The sequence below is a fragment of the Thiomonas sp. DCM-2 genome (genome assembly GCF_056820905.1).
Map to the genome: position 1 here is coordinate 261,093 of NZ_CM165962.1, position 14,508 is coordinate 275,600.

15 protein-coding genes and 1 pseudogene are annotated in these 14,508 nt (G+C 64.3%); 7 read left to right on the forward strand and 9 right to left on the reverse strand.

Features of this window, described 5'->3' with window-relative positions:
• Positions 1-5 precede the first annotated feature (5 nt).
• The 7 genes from AC1ZQA_RS01270 to AC1ZQA_RS01300 all read right to left on the reverse strand — a co-directional run bounded on the left by AC1ZQA_RS01270 (position 6) and on the right by AC1ZQA_RS01300 (position 5,954).
• Positions 6-776: a substrate-binding domain-containing protein gene (locus AC1ZQA_RS01270; RefSeq protein ID WP_482679261.1), complete on the reverse strand. Its 771-nt coding sequence runs from the start codon at positions 774-776 to the stop codon at positions 6-8.
• Positions 777-945: 169 nt separating this feature from the next.
• Positions 946-1,800, reverse strand: coding sequence for an anti-sigma factor family protein (locus tag AC1ZQA_RS01275; protein WP_482678038.1), 855 nt, complete (start codon positions 1,798-1,800; stop codon positions 946-948).
• A complete protein-coding gene (locus AC1ZQA_RS01280; protein WP_482678039.1) occupies positions 1,797-2,336 on the reverse strand; it encodes a sigma-70 family RNA polymerase sigma factor in 540 nt (179 codons plus the stop codon). The genes AC1ZQA_RS01275 and AC1ZQA_RS01280 overlap by 4 nt, the downstream gene beginning before the upstream one ends.
• Positions 2,337-2,375: 39 nt before the next feature.
• Entirely contained in the window at positions 2,376-2,837 is a 462-nt protein-coding gene (locus tag AC1ZQA_RS01285; protein ID WP_482678040.1) for a nuclear transport factor 2 family protein, read from the reverse strand.
• A gap of 180 nt (positions 2,838-3,017) precedes the next feature.
• On the reverse strand, positions 3,018-4,418 hold the full coding sequence (locus AC1ZQA_RS01290; protein ID WP_482678041.1) for an ammonium transporter: 1,401 nt from the start codon (positions 4,416-4,418) through the stop codon (positions 3,018-3,020).
• 28 nt (positions 4,419-4,446) lie between these two features.
• Positions 4,447-4,785 (reverse strand): P-II family nitrogen regulator, encoded by a 339-nt coding sequence (locus tag AC1ZQA_RS01295; protein WP_482678042.1) that lies wholly within the window; start codon positions 4,783-4,785, stop codon positions 4,447-4,449.
• A gap of 23 nt (positions 4,786-4,808) precedes the next feature.
• Positions 4,809-5,954: an outer membrane beta-barrel protein gene (locus AC1ZQA_RS01300; protein WP_482678043.1), complete on the reverse strand. Its 1,146-nt coding sequence runs from the start codon at positions 5,952-5,954 to the stop codon at positions 4,809-4,811.
• A gap of 297 nt (positions 5,955-6,251) precedes the next feature.
• Between AC1ZQA_RS01300 and AC1ZQA_RS01305 the strand changes: the two genes are divergently transcribed.
• The 7 genes and pseudogenes from AC1ZQA_RS01305 to AC1ZQA_RS01335 all read left to right on the forward strand — a co-directional run bounded on the left by AC1ZQA_RS01305 (position 6,252) and on the right by AC1ZQA_RS01335 (position 12,788).
• Positions 6,252-6,539 carry an accessory factor UbiK family protein gene (locus tag AC1ZQA_RS01305; protein WP_482678044.1) on the forward strand — a complete coding sequence of 96 codons (288 nt, stop codon included), beginning with the start codon at positions 6,252-6,254 and terminating at the stop codon, positions 6,537-6,539.
• Positions 6,540-6,559: 20 nt separating this feature from the next.
• Positions 6,560-7,504, forward strand: a pseudogene (locus AC1ZQA_RS01310) (YifB family Mg chelatase-like AAA ATPase); the annotation flags it as partial.
• 324 nt (positions 7,505-7,828) lie between these two features.
• Positions 7,829-8,956: a tyrosine-type recombinase/integrase gene (locus tag AC1ZQA_RS01315; protein ID WP_482678045.1), complete on the forward strand. Its 1,128-nt coding sequence runs from the start codon at positions 7,829-7,831 to the stop codon at positions 8,954-8,956.
• Positions 8,953-9,339 (forward strand): helix-turn-helix domain-containing protein, encoded by a 387-nt coding sequence (locus AC1ZQA_RS01320; RefSeq protein WP_482678046.1) that lies wholly within the window; start codon positions 8,953-8,955, stop codon positions 9,337-9,339. The genes AC1ZQA_RS01315 and AC1ZQA_RS01320 overlap by 4 nt, the downstream gene beginning before the upstream one ends.
• 18 nt (positions 9,340-9,357) lie before the next feature.
• A complete protein-coding gene (locus tag AC1ZQA_RS01325; RefSeq protein ID WP_482678047.1) occupies positions 9,358-11,169 on the forward strand; it encodes a hypothetical protein in 1,812 nt (603 codons plus the stop codon).
• Positions 11,170-11,195: 26 nt separating this feature from the next.
• A complete protein-coding gene (locus AC1ZQA_RS01330; RefSeq protein ID WP_482678048.1) occupies positions 11,196-12,443 on the forward strand; it encodes a WD40 repeat domain-containing protein in 1,248 nt (415 codons plus the stop codon).
• Between the two features lie 30 nt (positions 12,444-12,473).
• Entirely contained in the window at positions 12,474-12,788 is a 315-nt protein-coding gene (locus AC1ZQA_RS01335) for a GIY-YIG nuclease family protein (RefSeq protein ID WP_482678049.1), read from the forward strand.
• Here the strand turns inward: AC1ZQA_RS01335 and AC1ZQA_RS01340 are convergent.
• On the reverse strand, positions 12,720-13,445 hold the full coding sequence (locus AC1ZQA_RS01340; protein ID WP_482678050.1) for a hypothetical protein: 726 nt from the start codon (positions 13,443-13,445) through the stop codon (positions 12,720-12,722). The genes AC1ZQA_RS01335 and AC1ZQA_RS01340 overlap by 69 nt on opposite strands.
• Positions 13,446-13,510: 65 nt before the next feature.
• Positions 13,511-14,236, reverse strand: a complete 726-nt coding sequence (locus AC1ZQA_RS01345) for a hypothetical protein (protein WP_482678051.1) — start codon at positions 14,234-14,236, stop codon at positions 13,511-13,513.
• Positions 14,237-14,508 lie beyond the last annotated feature (272 nt).

Sequence of the window (14,508 nt, forward strand, 5' to 3'; positions counted from 1 at the left end):
CGCGTTCAGGCGTCGTTCGTGATCCAGCCCCAGCGCCGAAAGATCGCCGCGCCCTGCGGGCTCTGCAGAAAGGCGATGAACTGCTGCGAGGCGGGCCGTTGCTTGCCGCGCGTGGTCGGGGCGATGCCGGTGTCGCGATAGATGCGATAAGGTTCTTCCACCGCAACCTGTTCGGCCAGCTTGGGATTGGAGACCTGCCAGATGTTCCAGATCAACCAGGCGTCGATGTCGGGCTGGTCGATCCAGGCCTGGCGGGCCAGCGCGCTGTTGCCGGGATAGGCAACGATGTTCTTGCGCAGCGCACGCACGGTGCGGATGTCGCCGAGGTGACCCGCCGCATCTTCCCACACCCCGTTCTGTCCTGCGCCGTTGACCACCAGCACCTTGATGCCGGGTTTGAGCAGATCCTTGAAGCCGGTGATGTGCCGGGGGTTGCCCGGGCGCACCAGGATCGAGAGCGGCCGCAGATAGAGCGGGATGACGTCGGCACTGTCGAGCTGGCCGTTCATCGCGGTGACAAAGTCGCTCATCATGGTTTCCGAGCCGGAGAAAATCAGGTCGGCGTTGGCGCGGGCGGCGTCGATCCATTTTGGCGTCGGCCCGGCGGTCACTTCGACCGGGATGCCGGTGGCCTTCTCGAAGGCCGTGGCCGCTTCATGCATCGCGGGCGCAGGGCCGCCCGGACCATAGACCTTCAGGGGCGTGGCGCCTTCTGCCAGGGCCAGCGGCGCGGCAGAGGCCAGCAGCAGGCCCGCGCCGAGCAGGCCGGTGCGCAGCAGGGCGCGTCGGCCTGTGTCCGGGGTGTCGGAGGTTTGGCATAGGCCGGTTTTGTGAGTGTGAATTGAAGGGTTCATGGGGTTCTGCAGTGAGAAGTCAATCGCGCAGGTCGATGCTGGGGCATCGGGCTGAAAGGGTGGGGCTTGTAAGGGGCCCCACGGGTGAAGCTCAGGCCAGCGGCGCGGCGGGCTTGGCTGGCGACTGAGGCGGATCGGCGCTGTAGCGCTGGTACAGCGCGCGGGCTGCGGCCAGCAGTTGGGCGCGGGGCAGGTCGCCGGTCAGCGCGTAACCCCATTGGCGATCCACCCAGTAGAACGTGGATGCCTGCTTGCCGGTGACGATGCGGAACGCGGTTTCTGCGGTGGGCTTGGCCATGCCGCGCAGGTAGACCGTGACGCGGTGGCCCTGCGCGTCCTGATACATGAGCTGCGCTGCGGGCTTGCCCGGCATGCCGGGCAGCAGGCGGCCGCCCATCAGCACCAGCCCGCCGGGCAAGGTGTCGGGGGCGACGATGGGGCGCTGCAGGCGGCGCGACAGCCAGGTGGTCAGGTCGCTGCCTTCGCGCACTTCCACCGGGCGGCGCGGGTCCGGGGTGTAGACCGCCCAGGCGAGTTCGGCCTGGCGCACGAAATGCTGCATGCCCTCGTTCTGCACCAGCGCCACCGCGTCGTCCTGCTGCGCCTGCCGGGTGACCAGGCTGCCGGCTGCTGCGCCGACGCCGATCCACAGCGCCACCGCGGCGGCGCGTGCCCAGGGGCGCGATGGCGGGGCGGCGCGCTGCAGCAGGCGCGCGGGAATGGGCTCGTCGAGCAGCGGTTCGAGCGCCTCGCGCAGCGCGCGGTTCTGTGCCTGCAGCGCCGCGAGCTCGGCGCGTACGCTGGCATGCGGCCCTGCGGGTTCGCTGCCCGCTGCAAGCTGCGCCTCGTCCTCCAGATAACGCTCGACCTCGGCGCGGCGCGCGGCGTCGAGCTGGCCGTCGGCATAGGCCATCAGCGTGTCGCGGTCAGGGCGTTGCGGGCTCATCCCACACTCCTTTGTCCATCGATCACCCGCAGGGCAGGGCGCTGCGTGCCTTCACCACTGGTGAGTTGCCACAGCTGGCTGCGGGCGCGCGACAGCCGCGACATCACCGTGCCGGTGGGCACGCCCAGCGCCTTGGCGGTGTCGGCATAGCTGAGCCCTTCGACCGCCACCAGCAGCAGGACTTCGCGCAGCGGCACGCTCAGGCGTTGCAGCGCGGCCAGCAGTTCGAGCGCTTCGAGCCGCAGATCCTGCGTGGCCGGCTGCGACGGCAGCACACCATCGGGCAGGTCGTCCAGCGCCTGCGTGGCCTGCGCACCGTGCAGCGCGCATTGATCGACGAACAGGTTGTGCATGATGGAAAACAGCCAGGGTCGCACACTGCCCACCCCGCGCCACAGCCCCCATTTGCTCACCGCGCGTTCCAGCGTGTCCTGCACCAGATCGTCGGCGTCGGCCATGCGACCGGCGTAGAGCACGCGGGCATATCGGCGCAGATGCGGGATCTGCTCAGTCAGCAATTGCTGGCGGTCGGCCATGTGGGGGCGTGGCGTGCGGGTGGACGTGGGTGGAGTCGGTCAGTATCCGCCCTTGTTTGCCAGCTTGGGGTCGATCTGCCAGATTTCAGCGACCAGCTTGCCGTCGCGGTAGGTGAGCACATAGCGCACCGGAATCGCTGTCTTGCCCTGGAACACCACGTCGGCGGTGACGGTGGCACCCTTGGGATTGGCCGCTTCCTGCAAGTGGGAGATGTCAGCCTTGAGTGCGCCGTTGGCCTTGGCGAACTTGGTCCAGGTGGTCTTGATCGCATCCGGTGCGGCGTAGCGTCCATCGAGCGGACCGCCCACCCATTCCAGCACGGCGTCCGGCGCGTAGCTCGCGGTGATGGCATCGACATTGCCCTCGGCAATCGCGGCGATGTGTGCCTTGGCGGCTTCCGTGGGGCCTTCGGCGGCCAGCGCCAGCGGGCCAAGGCTCAGCGCGGAAAGCAGCAGCGCGGCGGCGGACAGGCGGGGGGTGAAGCGTTGCAATGCGGTCATTTGGAAACTCCGGTTGGGGTGGATGACACGGGATAGACGCCCACGGCCGCGGCTTATTCCATCGCTCCAAAAAAAGCCGCCCCCGAGGGGGCGGTTGGAACATCCCGGGGAGGGGATGTGGAGACGCCTTCCGATCGGGCAGCACACCTGCTGCCAGACCATCCGGAGGAAAAAACCCAGTTACAGCACTTGCTCGCCGTGCAGACTGATGTCCAGACCTTCGCGTTCCTGTTCTTCGGTGACGCGCAGGCCGATGACCATGTCGACGACCTTGAGGATGACGAAGGTCACGATGGCGTCGTAGACGATGGTGAAGCCCACGCCCTTGGCCTGAATCAGGATCTGGGCCATGTTGCCTTCCAGGGCGCCTGCAGTACCGCCGATGGCCTTGACCGCGAACACGCCGGTCAGCATGGCCCCGACGATGCCGCCGATGGCGTGCACGCCGAAGGCGTCGAGCGAGTCGTCATAGCCGATCATTTCCTTCATGTAGACCGCCGTCCAGAAGCACACCACGCCGGCGATCAGGCCGATGGCCAGCGCGCCGCCAGGGCCGACGAAGCCGGACGCCGGGGTAATGGCCACCAGACCCGCGACCGCGCCGGAGGTGATGCCCAGGATGGTGGGTTTGCCGCGCGCAATCCACTCGGCGAACATCCAGCCCAGCGCGGCGGCGGCAGTGGCGATTTGGGTTGCGGCCATCGCCATGCCGGCGCGGTCGCTTGCAGCCACGGCCGAACCGGCGTTGAAGCCGAACCAGCCCACCCACAGCAGCGAGGCACCGATCATGGTCAGCACCAGGTTGTGCGGCGGCATGGCTTCCTTGCCGTAGCCCACGCGCTTGCCCATCACCAGCGCAGCCACCAGACCGGCGACACCGGCGTTGATGTGCACCACGGTACCACCGGCGTAGTCGAGCACGCCGTCACCACCGAGGAAGCCACCGGGACCCCACACCATGTGCGCGATCGGGGCGTACACGGCCAGCAACCAGATGCCCATGAACCACAGCAGCGCCGAGAACTTCATGCGATCGGCAAACGATCCCACGATCAGCGCCGGAGTGATGATGGCAAAGGTCATCTGGAAGGTCATGTAGGTCGTTTCCGGAATGGTCGGCGCCAGGGAGTTGGCCGAGTCCAGCCCCATGCCGTTCAGGAAGAACCGACTGAGTCCACCGATGAAGCCATTGCCCGAAGTGAACGCCAGGCTGTAGCCGACGATCATCCACAGCACCGTCACCAGGCAGGTGATGGCAAAGCTCTGCATCAGCGTGGCGAGCACGTTCTTCTTGCGCACCATGCCGCCGTAGAACAGCGCCAGACCGGGGATGGTCATCATCAGCACCAGCGCGGTGGAGGTCAGCATCCAGGCGTTGTCGCCGGAGTTGATGAAGGCGGCAGGATTGGGGGCAGCAGGCGCAGCGGCCGGAGCAGCTGCAGGCGCAGGCGCTGGAGCGGCGGCGGGCGCTGCGGCTGGGGCCGAAGTCGAGGCCGGTGCGCTGGCCACCTGTGCCCAGACGGGCGCTGCCGTGGTCAGTGTGACCAGGCTGAGCGCAACAGAGGCAAGAAATTTTTTCATGTCGAAGACCTTTCTGGGAGGGCGGTGTTCAGAGCGCGTCGCTGCCGGTCTCGCCGGTACGGATGCGCACGACCTGTTCGAGAGCGGAGACAAAAATCTTGCCGTCGCCAATCTTGCCCGTGCGGGCCGCGGTTTCAATCGCTTCGATGGTGCGTTCGACCAGGGCTTCCGGCACGGCTGCCTCGATCTTCACCTTGGGCAGAAAATCGACCACATATTCCGCGCCGCGATACAGCTCGGTATGGCCCTTCTGCCGGCCAAACCCCTTGACTTCAGTGACGGTGATGCCCGTCACCCCGATGCCCGACAAGGCTTCACGCACCTCGTCGAGCTTGAACGGCTTGATGATGGCCGTGATCATTTTCATGGTGGCTCCTTCGTGAGTGAGGGTCAGAACGTGTAGACCGCCTGCAGTTGCAGCGAGGTTTGCTTGCCCGTCGCGTTGCCGCTGGTGTTGGTGAAAATCTTCTGGTCCGAGCGGTCCTGGCGCACTTCGGCCATGAGCTTGATTGCTTTCGTCGGGGCGTAGGTGAGTGCAAGCGTGCCTTCCTTGAGTTTGTTCGCGCCTGCGGTGCCTGAGACGATGCCCTGCTTGTCGTCGATGTACTCACCGCGCGCCGATACGGTCCATTGATCCGTCACTGCGTAGTTGGCATACAGCGCCAGGCCGTTGGCTTTGCCATCCCCGGTTCCAGCTCCGGCGTAATCAGCCTTTTGCAGGAGGTCCACGTTGGCGCCAAAGCTCAAGGAATCGGTGACGTTGAGCGTGCCGACCAGGTCGAGCAGTTGCAGCACTCCCGTCGGACTGCCACCGTAAAGCGGCGACTGGCCACGGTAGTACGCCGCCGAATAAGAGAACATCTTGTCTGGCGAGCCGGATGCGCCGAGTTCGATGGTCTTGGCCGTGCCCGAAGGGGCACTGGTGAAATTCCAGCCGTTGTTGATCCCGGCGGTCAGAGTCAGCGCAGGAGCGACGGCGTAGCTGGCGCGCAGGCCGGTGTGGGTGCCCGGCTCCATGTTCCAGAACAGCAGCGAGCGCGAGATTTCGGCATTGTTGGCAGGGTTGAGTACCTCTGCGCCAGCGAGGGTGGAAAACTTGCCGGCCATCAGCGTCAGCGGGCCGCTGGCGTATTGCACGAACGCGTTGTTGAGGTCGAATTGGCTCGACGTGGTGTTGAACGGCCAGGTTTCGCCTTGGCGCAACACCTTGGCATCAGACCCAGCAATTGCGGTGACTTGCGCACCAAAGCCGCTGCTGGGCAGATACGACGCGGTCACGGCTGCTTGCGGCACCTGAAAGCTGTTGCGGCTGCCCGAGTACAGACGCAGCGCCGGCGTCTGGGTGTCGAAATACGAGTAATCGGCCGCCACGTATCCGGTCAAGCTCAAGCCCGGCGTTGCAGCCAGCACCGCACCCAGGCTCGGTGCGGCAGGCGCTGCGGGAGCAGCCGGGGCGGGTGCGGTCTGGGCCGAGGCGACACCGGCGGTGCCGGTCATGACAGCGGCGACGGCCGCGGCGATTGCGATTTTGTTCATCCAAGTTTCTCCTGTGAGTGCTGCCGGGCAAGATGCCCACCGTGAAATGCCGGGGGACATCTGCAGCTTTCGTGCCAGGGCGGTGCGGGGGCTGTCACATCGTTGTCACTCGATTGACGATCTGTTGCTGGCGAATTGATGCACCTGTTTTGTGCGCCCGCATGCATCGGCACCATGGTGGTGCAAACCAGGGCGGGCCAAATCTTTGGCCGCACGCAAGAACGCAATGTCCTGCTGCCTGTCGGGCGGTGGAAATCGGTCACAATGCGCAACAAGATGAATTTCGGGAGATTTGCCATGAACGACAGCTTTCGCCAACGCAACACCGCGTTTTTCGACCAGATCGGCCGCCTGATCGAGAACTCGCCGCTGCACGATGCGCAGCGCAACCTGCGCGCGCTGGCGCATTCCGCTGCGGGACGGCTCGATCTGGTCACGCGCGACGAGTTCGACGCCACCCAGCGCATGCTGCTGGCCGCGCGTCAGCAGATCGATACCCTCGAAGCCCAGGTGCGCGAACTGCAGGCGCGGCTGGACGGTGCCACCCCGGACGCCAGCGCTTCGCCCGAAGACGCCTGGCGCTGAGTCGCGTCTCTCGGTTGCCCATGTCGCTGGCGCAAGTCGCCAGCCGGGCGCTGCTGGGCATGGAGGCCCCGCCGGTCATGGTGGAAGTGCATCTCTCGCCCGGTCTGCCCGGCTTCACCATCGTCGGCCTGCCTGAGGCCGAGGTGCGCGAGGCGCGCGACCGCGTGCGCAGCGCTCTGATCAACAGCGGGCTGGGCTTTCCGTCGAACAAGCGCATCGTGGTCAACCTGGCGCCGGCCGATCTGCCCAAGGAGTCCGGGCGCTTCGATCTGCCGATTGCCATCGGCCTTCTGGCTGCGCAGGGGCTGATTCCGCCGCAGCGCCTGCAGGACCACACCTTCGCCGGAGAGCTGTCTCTGACCGGCGAACTGCGCCCCACGCGCGGCGCGCTGGCAATGGCTTGCGCGCTGGCCCCGCAGCCGACAGACGCGCAGGCGGCGTCTCGCCTGGTGCTGCCGCTGGCCAGCGCGGAAGAGGCGGCGCTGGCGCAGGCGGCAACCGTGCTGGGCGCACGCGATCTGCAGCAGGTTGTGGCCTATCTGCTGGAACAGGACGGCGCGGCGCAGCGGGTGACTGCAGCGGGTGCCGAGCCAACACATGCCTCCGGGCCGGACATGGCCGAGGTGCGCGGCCACGGCGCGGCCAAGCGTGCACTCGAAATCGCCGCAGCCGGCGGGCATCACGCGCTGATGGTCGGGCCGCCGGGCAGTGGCAAGTCCATGCTGGCGCAGCGCTTCGTCAGCCTGCTGCCGCCGCTGACCCGCGCGCAGGCGCTGGAGAGTGCGACGGTGCTCAGCCTCGTCGGCCGCTTCGATCCCGCGCGTTGGGGACAGCGCGTCATGCGCAGCCCGCATCACACGGCATCCGCAGTGGCGCTGGTGGGCGGCGGCGCGGGCACCATTCGGCCCGGCGAAATCAGTCTGGCCACCCAGAATGTGCTGTTCCTCGACGAACTCCCGACCTTCCATTTTTGCCACTAATGGCATCAAAGATGCGCTTCACATGGAGTAAATCCTTGTTCTAACAAGACTTTCTGGATTCTGCGAAGTTGCATCACTTGCATGTTCTGTGTGTGTAGTGCGCCCGCCGCCGCATCATCGGAAGTTTCCATTGCGGGCGCCTGGCCGTTTTTAATCAACAGCTTGGGGGCGCCATGAATCGGGTGCTTGTCTTTTGCGAGAGATGCGGTAAAATTGAATCACTTGCAAAAATGGAACTCATGATGCGACTTTGTTGCAAATTATGCTCTCGCAACATTGGAAGTTCCAGATTCCGTCTTTCTCGCTGCCATGGCCCGCCCTTCGATTCGTAGCGTCCCATCTGCCGCGCAGGCTGTTGTCCTGGCGCCGGAGGATCAGCGCCTGTTCGACGACATGGTGGCGGCATGGACCCAGCGGCGCACAGGCGCCTTGCGCCACCATGTCCGGTCGGTCACGCGGGACGTAAGTGTCGTGCGGGATTTCACCGCGCGCAGCGGCCTGCCGCCCTGGCTGTGGACCGAGGACGCGTTCGATGTCTGGTGCCGACATCTGGCCCACGACCGCGGGCTGCAGGTGTCCAGCCAGCGGCATTATCAGGGCGCGATCCGGGTCTTTCTCGACTACTTGGTTGGCAACGTCAAGTTCCGCAACGACATCCGTAGGCTCTACAACTTGGAGCTGCGGCAGATCTGCACCGACGAGAACTGCATCCCGCACAACGTCGAGAACGAGCGATCCGGCAAGCATGAGCGCCGGGCGCTGACGCACGACGAGATCGCGCGTCTGTTCGAGGGTATCCGCAAGGCCTCGATCGAGGCGGGGCGCTTTCACGGCAAGGACTACAACCCCCTGCGCCGCGACAACGCCTTTTTTTACCTGATCTACACGGGCGGGCTGCGCATCTCAGAGGCGCTGAAGCTGAACCTCACGTCCTTCGAGAAGAATCCTGTCCGCCCGGAGTTGGGTGACTTCGGCTACATCCATGTGTGGGGCAAGGGCAGCCGGGGGAGCGGGCCGCGCTTCCGTGCTGTGCCCGTCACGCACCATGATTTGCCTGCCATGCTGGCCTGGTACATCCAGAAAGTCAGGCCCGAGTTCCTGCGCTACGCCGATCCCAACGAGGCCGCGCTGTTTCTCTCCGAGCGTGGTCGGCGGCTGGTCATCTCCAGCGCTGAAGCCCGCTTTCAGAAGTGCCTGCAGATCAGCGGGCTGGACGGGCTGGGCCTGACGCCCCACTGCCTGCGGCACTCCAGCGTCACCCACGAGTCCCTCCGCTTCTCGACCGAAGCGGTGCGTCGCAAGCATGGCCACAGCAACGCCGCGGTCACGCAGGGCTATATGCACGTCCCGGACACGTTCGTCGATCAGGAAATCAGCGATGTCATCGCCCGCGAGATCGCCGAAGCACTCAACCAGGATGAGGAGAAGAAATCATGACTGACCCCAAACCCCGGCGCTATGGCTGGCGCCTGGCCGCACTGATGGGCGAGCACAAAATCCGCACAGGCACGGAACTGCATCGCCTGCTGGCCGAGCAAGGCTACGAGATCACCAGCTCGCAGTTGTCGCGCATCATCTATGAACGGCCTGTGCAGATCAAAACCGCCCTGATCGACGCCCTGGGGGAGGTGTTTGGTTGCACGCTCGATGAACTGATGCCCCTGCTCGACCCGGAGAAGAGCAAGGCGGACAGGGCGGAGCAGCCCCCACCCAAAGCGCCCAGAAAGCGCATCCGGGCGAAACCAGCCGCACAGGCGGCCGGCTCGGACGACGACATGGGAGGACCCATCGTGCGGCCGTTCCCCATTCCCAAGAAATGACCAGGGGCTAAGACCGGCATGCCCAGCGTTGCCAAGACACTTTGTGACCAGTGCGGCCGTCGCATGCCGAGGGCATCCCTCGTGCTGGACGGCAAGAGCCTGTGCCTGTCATGCACCGGCAGGGTTCCCCTGCTGCCTTGCATTCAGTGCGGCGGCAACACGCGCAAGCGCAACGACGATGGAGCACCCTTCTGCCGGTCCTGCCGCACGAAGGGTCGACTGTGTGCCAAATGCGGCGATCCCCTGCCGCGCGCCAGCCTGATGACCAGTGACGGAGCCGTCTGCCGGCATTGCTATCGGGACTACAAGGAGCCTCAGGCGTGCGAGCAGTGCGGTCAGATGGATCTGTTCCTCAACAGCATTGACACCCCAGAGGGCAGCAGGCGGGTTTGCACGGGCTGCTGGTCGAAGAGTCGCGGGTATGCTTGTTGCGCAGTCTGCTGGAAGTTCAGCCCCCCGGGGGGACAACTCGCCGACGGCAGGCTGGTGTGCAAGGGCTGCTTTCAATCGGGTGGCAAGCCCTTCGTATGCCCGCAATGCGGGCATGAGGGCCACCGTTTCAGCAGCGCACGGTGCATCGACTGCTACAACCGCGAGCGTCTGACCAAGAAGGTCGCATTGAGCGCCATCCTCTTGCGGCAGGCCTGGGTCAAGGAGGCCTGGCAGGCGTTTGGCAAGGATTTGCTTGAGCACATGCCGCCGGATCGTGCGATTCTGCGTCTTGAGCGCTACTTCGTGCTCTTCGCGCGGCTGGATGCGGAGTTTGGTCGCCCGGCGGAGATCACCCCGGAAGCCCTGCTCAGAACCGTGGGTGGGCGTGATGGCCTGCGGCGCTTCGCCATGCCCTACGGCTTCCTCGTGAAATGCCATGCCGTTCCCGACATGACGCGCGTTCTGCTGGATGACACGGCCGAGCGGATGCGCCAGACTGAAATGCTGACCGAAGCCTCGGGCCAGTGGTATGCGCCGGTCCTGCAGCGGTTTCACGACAACCTGCTGGCCCTGCACGCCCGCTACAGCGACCGGGGCTGGAAAGGCAAGGATTCACGCCTGAAACTCCGCACGGTCACGCAATACCTGCGTTCGGCTATCACGTTCTGCCAGATGACCAACGAGCAAGGTGTCCGCATGGTGCAGCAGATCACCCCCAACCACCTCGATACGTTCCAAGCGCTGCACCCTGGATCGAAAGACAACATCCGGGCCTTCGTGCGGCATCTCAATCGCCGGGAAAAGCTGTTCACCCGGCTCAAGGTCGTCACCGTGCGGCAGGACCTTCCCGAAGGCGTGTTCCTGAGCCGGGAACACTACCTTGCCCTGCTCAAAGCCTGGTTGAATCCGTCTGATGACACGTTGAGGGAAGCCTTGATCGGCCTGCTGATGATGCTCTACGCCCAGACCGCGAACAAGGCCGTGGCGCTGCACCTCTCCGACCTGACCGAAGGCCGTGACGGGCGCTACCGCATCGCCCTGGCGAAAACCGAAATCACGCTGGACCCGAATGTGAGCGCGGTGCTGCGCCGCTGGCTATACCTGCGCAAGGCAATCATGCCGCTCGACGATGCGCAGACCAATCCCTTCCTGTTTCCAGGGCGGCGCTACGGGGAGCACATCACCACGTCCGCCGTGACCTACTGGCTGCGCAAGGCCGGCGTGACCGCCGAGCAACTGTATTCTTCGGCCATCTACAACGCCTACCGCAACGGCGCCCGGCTACCCAAGGTGCTGATGAACGCTTTCGGCCTCACCAAGAACACGGCGATCAAGTACCTGAGCCTGATCGACCCGCGGCTGGTGGATGAGGTGGAGAGTGAGGCGCGGGCGGCGTGAGCGCCCAACATCTTGGTGAGTCATCCATGAACAAGAAATCCTTCGTACTGGGCATCATTGCTTTTTTATGGGCCGCACGGGCTTGCCTGGCCTCGCCGCTGGACTGGCTAGGGATCCTTGGCATTCGGCCTGATTTTTACGAACCCAGCGTGATCGCAGCCGAACTCGGCATTCAACCATCTGGAGATGTCGCCAAGCCTTATCGAACCATTCGCGGCGTGATCCCAGGGAATTTCGCGCAGTGGAGTCCAAATGGACGATGGATTGCCATCACATCCAATGCAAGGCCGGTGGCCGTGAATGGACAGCCAATCAGTCAAACGAACAGTGAGTGGGTTGGCCCGATCGAAATCTGGGATGTGACGACTGGCGACAAAGTGGTTACTTTGAGTCCGCAAGGAACCTACGAAGAGTCCTCTGCCATGGCCTGGAGCCCTGATGGCCGATTTTTTGCCGCATGTACGGATGCATGGACGGCGAATGCCATGATCTGGGACACCCGAACCTGGAAAATGATTGGAGAGATTCCCTGGAGCAAGGGGGATGGAGCGCCACTCTCCTGCTCTGACTTGTCTTTTACTCCAGATTCCAAAGTATTGGCGGTCGGGCTGAATGGTTCCATCGTCGATAACCGGGTCGCCTTTTACCAAGCCGGGTCCTGGAAGCCGATTCAACACATCAAGATCCACCAGGCTTTCCCGAAGATCAGCGGCCCCATTCGTTTTGCACTCGTTCCCGGTAGTCATTCACCGGTCAGCGATTGGATCGTTGCGCAAACGGCCCAGGATCCAGGGAAGATTTTCATGATCGATTTGCGAAACGAGTCCCCCTCAAACTTTCGACTTGTGTCTGCGAAATCATGGCTCGCGTACCGATCGACCATGCTTATGCAATTCGCAATGAGTCATCACGGTGCCCAATTCGCAACAAGTACACTGAACGGAAGCGTCAATCACTACGGTGCGCAGCCGCAAAGAGCTTCCGTTCGACTGTGGAACGCGCAAACCGGAGCAATGGAGGCTTCGCCGTTGGATGGGTTGGATGAGAAGGCCGGCTTTGTCAGCGGCTTGGCATACACATTCAACGATCGCTATCTGGCCGTAGGTTACGAGGGAATCACCGGTCGGATCACCTTGATCGATCCCGCGACATTCAAGATCGTCGATACGCTGCATGTCGAATCCCCTGTGACGACCATCATCGCCGACCCGGCGGCTCCCCTGTTTGCGGTCGCAACTTACGACGGCGATCTGATGATCTGGAGTCTGCGCTGAGCGCGGCGAATGGGGACAGATAGCTGCTGAATGGGAATTTGGCACCTCTACCTCCTCGACTGCACGGGCGGCGGCATCTACGTCGGCATTGCCAAGGACGTTGACGCTCGCTACGCCGACCACCTGGCCGGTCGTGGGGCGCTCTACACCCGGTTGCACCGTCCGCTGCGCATCCTCGCGGTCAAGACTTACCCCGACCATCGCAGCGCGGCGCAGGCCGAACGCCAGATCAAGGCGCTCTCCCCGCTGGACAAGCGCCGGTACGCCTGGGCGCTGTCAGGTGGGGACGAGACGACTGAGGGCGTCAGGAGTGCCCCGGTCGCTCACGTCCAGCAGGACGCATGACCGCGCCAGATCGGCAGCGACAGCCTGACCTTCGTGCAGCGCGCCCGTCAGGCACACGCAGTGCTCGCGTGTCAGGACGCCCGCTTGGACAGCCTTGTCGAAGGTGTAGATGGCGTGGCCCGCTGATCGCGGCGGGACGATGCCCTTTTTGTCAGGGCGCACCACCATGATGCCCACGCGTTTGGCCGTGTCGACGAAGTAGGGAAAGCGCAGGGTGAGCGTCTGCCCGGCGCTGGATTCCAGATCGATCCGCGCATCCTCGAGGAAGCCTGGGCGGAAGCGGATCTCGCTTTGCAGGAGCACGGCGTCGATCTGCTCATCAAAACTGCGATCCCGGGGGCGGCGCGGCTTGCCGAGCAGGAGTTCAGCGACTTCGTCCACGGCCTGCTCCGCCTGATCGGCTCGCGTGTCGAAGACCTGCTCCGGCGTGACGATCACGCTCACACCCCGCAACTCCAGTCGGTCCAGTTCCGCGTTGAGGGACGGCCAGGATTCGGACTGTGCAAGGTCGTGGAACCAGCCGTGCCATTCCCGGAACACCCAGGCGGCATCGTCCGAGAAGCCTGGCAAATTGCGCAGCATCATGGGGTCGAAACCCTGCTCTCCGTCACCAAGCGCGCGCACCTGCACCAGGCCGTCCGCACTGGCGGCGAACACGGCGACATTGCGCCCTTCCATGCGGGCAGCATTTGCGACGAACTGAACGGTACGACAGTGCAGCATCATGGCCTGGCTCCGATGGGTGTGCGGTGCGCAGTGATGATCGCAGGAAGCGCCTTGGCCCGCCAGATCAGCGATTCGGCCAGGCTCCGCTGCAATTCGGGCGTGACAGCGCGGAAGGCTTTGCCCTGGACGCAGCATTCGCGGATGAGGAAGTCGGGAGACATGGCGATGCGCGCTGCCCAGGCATTGAGGAGCCCATGCGTCACCCGCCCGAAGAAGGGATGAAAGTGCAGGAGCAGCGCCTCGCTCGCCAGGGCGCGCAGGCTATCCTCTGGCGTGCCCTTGACTGACAGCAGCGCATGGCTGTGGTCGAAGCCGCGAAACAGGCGCACATGCGGGGTCTGCAGCACGGCCTTGAGATTACGGCCGCGGTCGAAGTTGCCGATGAAGATGTCGAACGCTATGAGGGCGGCCACCTCGTCCGGGTAGAGGCGGGCCGCATCGTCAAGCCGGGACGTGGCCACGTCAGGTAGTTGCAGGCCCGATGCCTCCAATTCCAGGCTGGCGTAGGTCTGGCCGTCCGGCGTCAGGGTCAGCGCGCCGTCCGCGATGGGGATGTGGAGCGTCTGCGCCAAGCGCAGGGCCACGATCTCGTTGTAGACGCAGTGCGGCGACTCGTCGCTATCGAATTTGAGGATGGCGTCGAGAGTGCCCTGCGCCGCCTGCGTGATGCCCTTGACCTTGCGCGAGTAGATGCGACGGATGCGGTAGGTCGGTTCGGGCATGGGCGAAGTCTAATCGGCACATCCTGCGTGGAATCAGCGCCGAGGAGACTTGACCGCGGGTAGGCTGGGCGCAAATCGTGATCGACGGCGCTGATTTCGTAGTAACCACTCTTGTTGAATGCATAGCCTCGCTGGTCGAAGCGCGCAGGCGGCATTGGGTAGGGTCGACAAGGGCAGCGTGACCCCAACCCTCTGAATGGTCTTGTTGACACTTGTTCGGTCGCGCCCAATGATGCCGGGCTGCCGATTGCAGCAGCCCCAGCAGGCTTCGC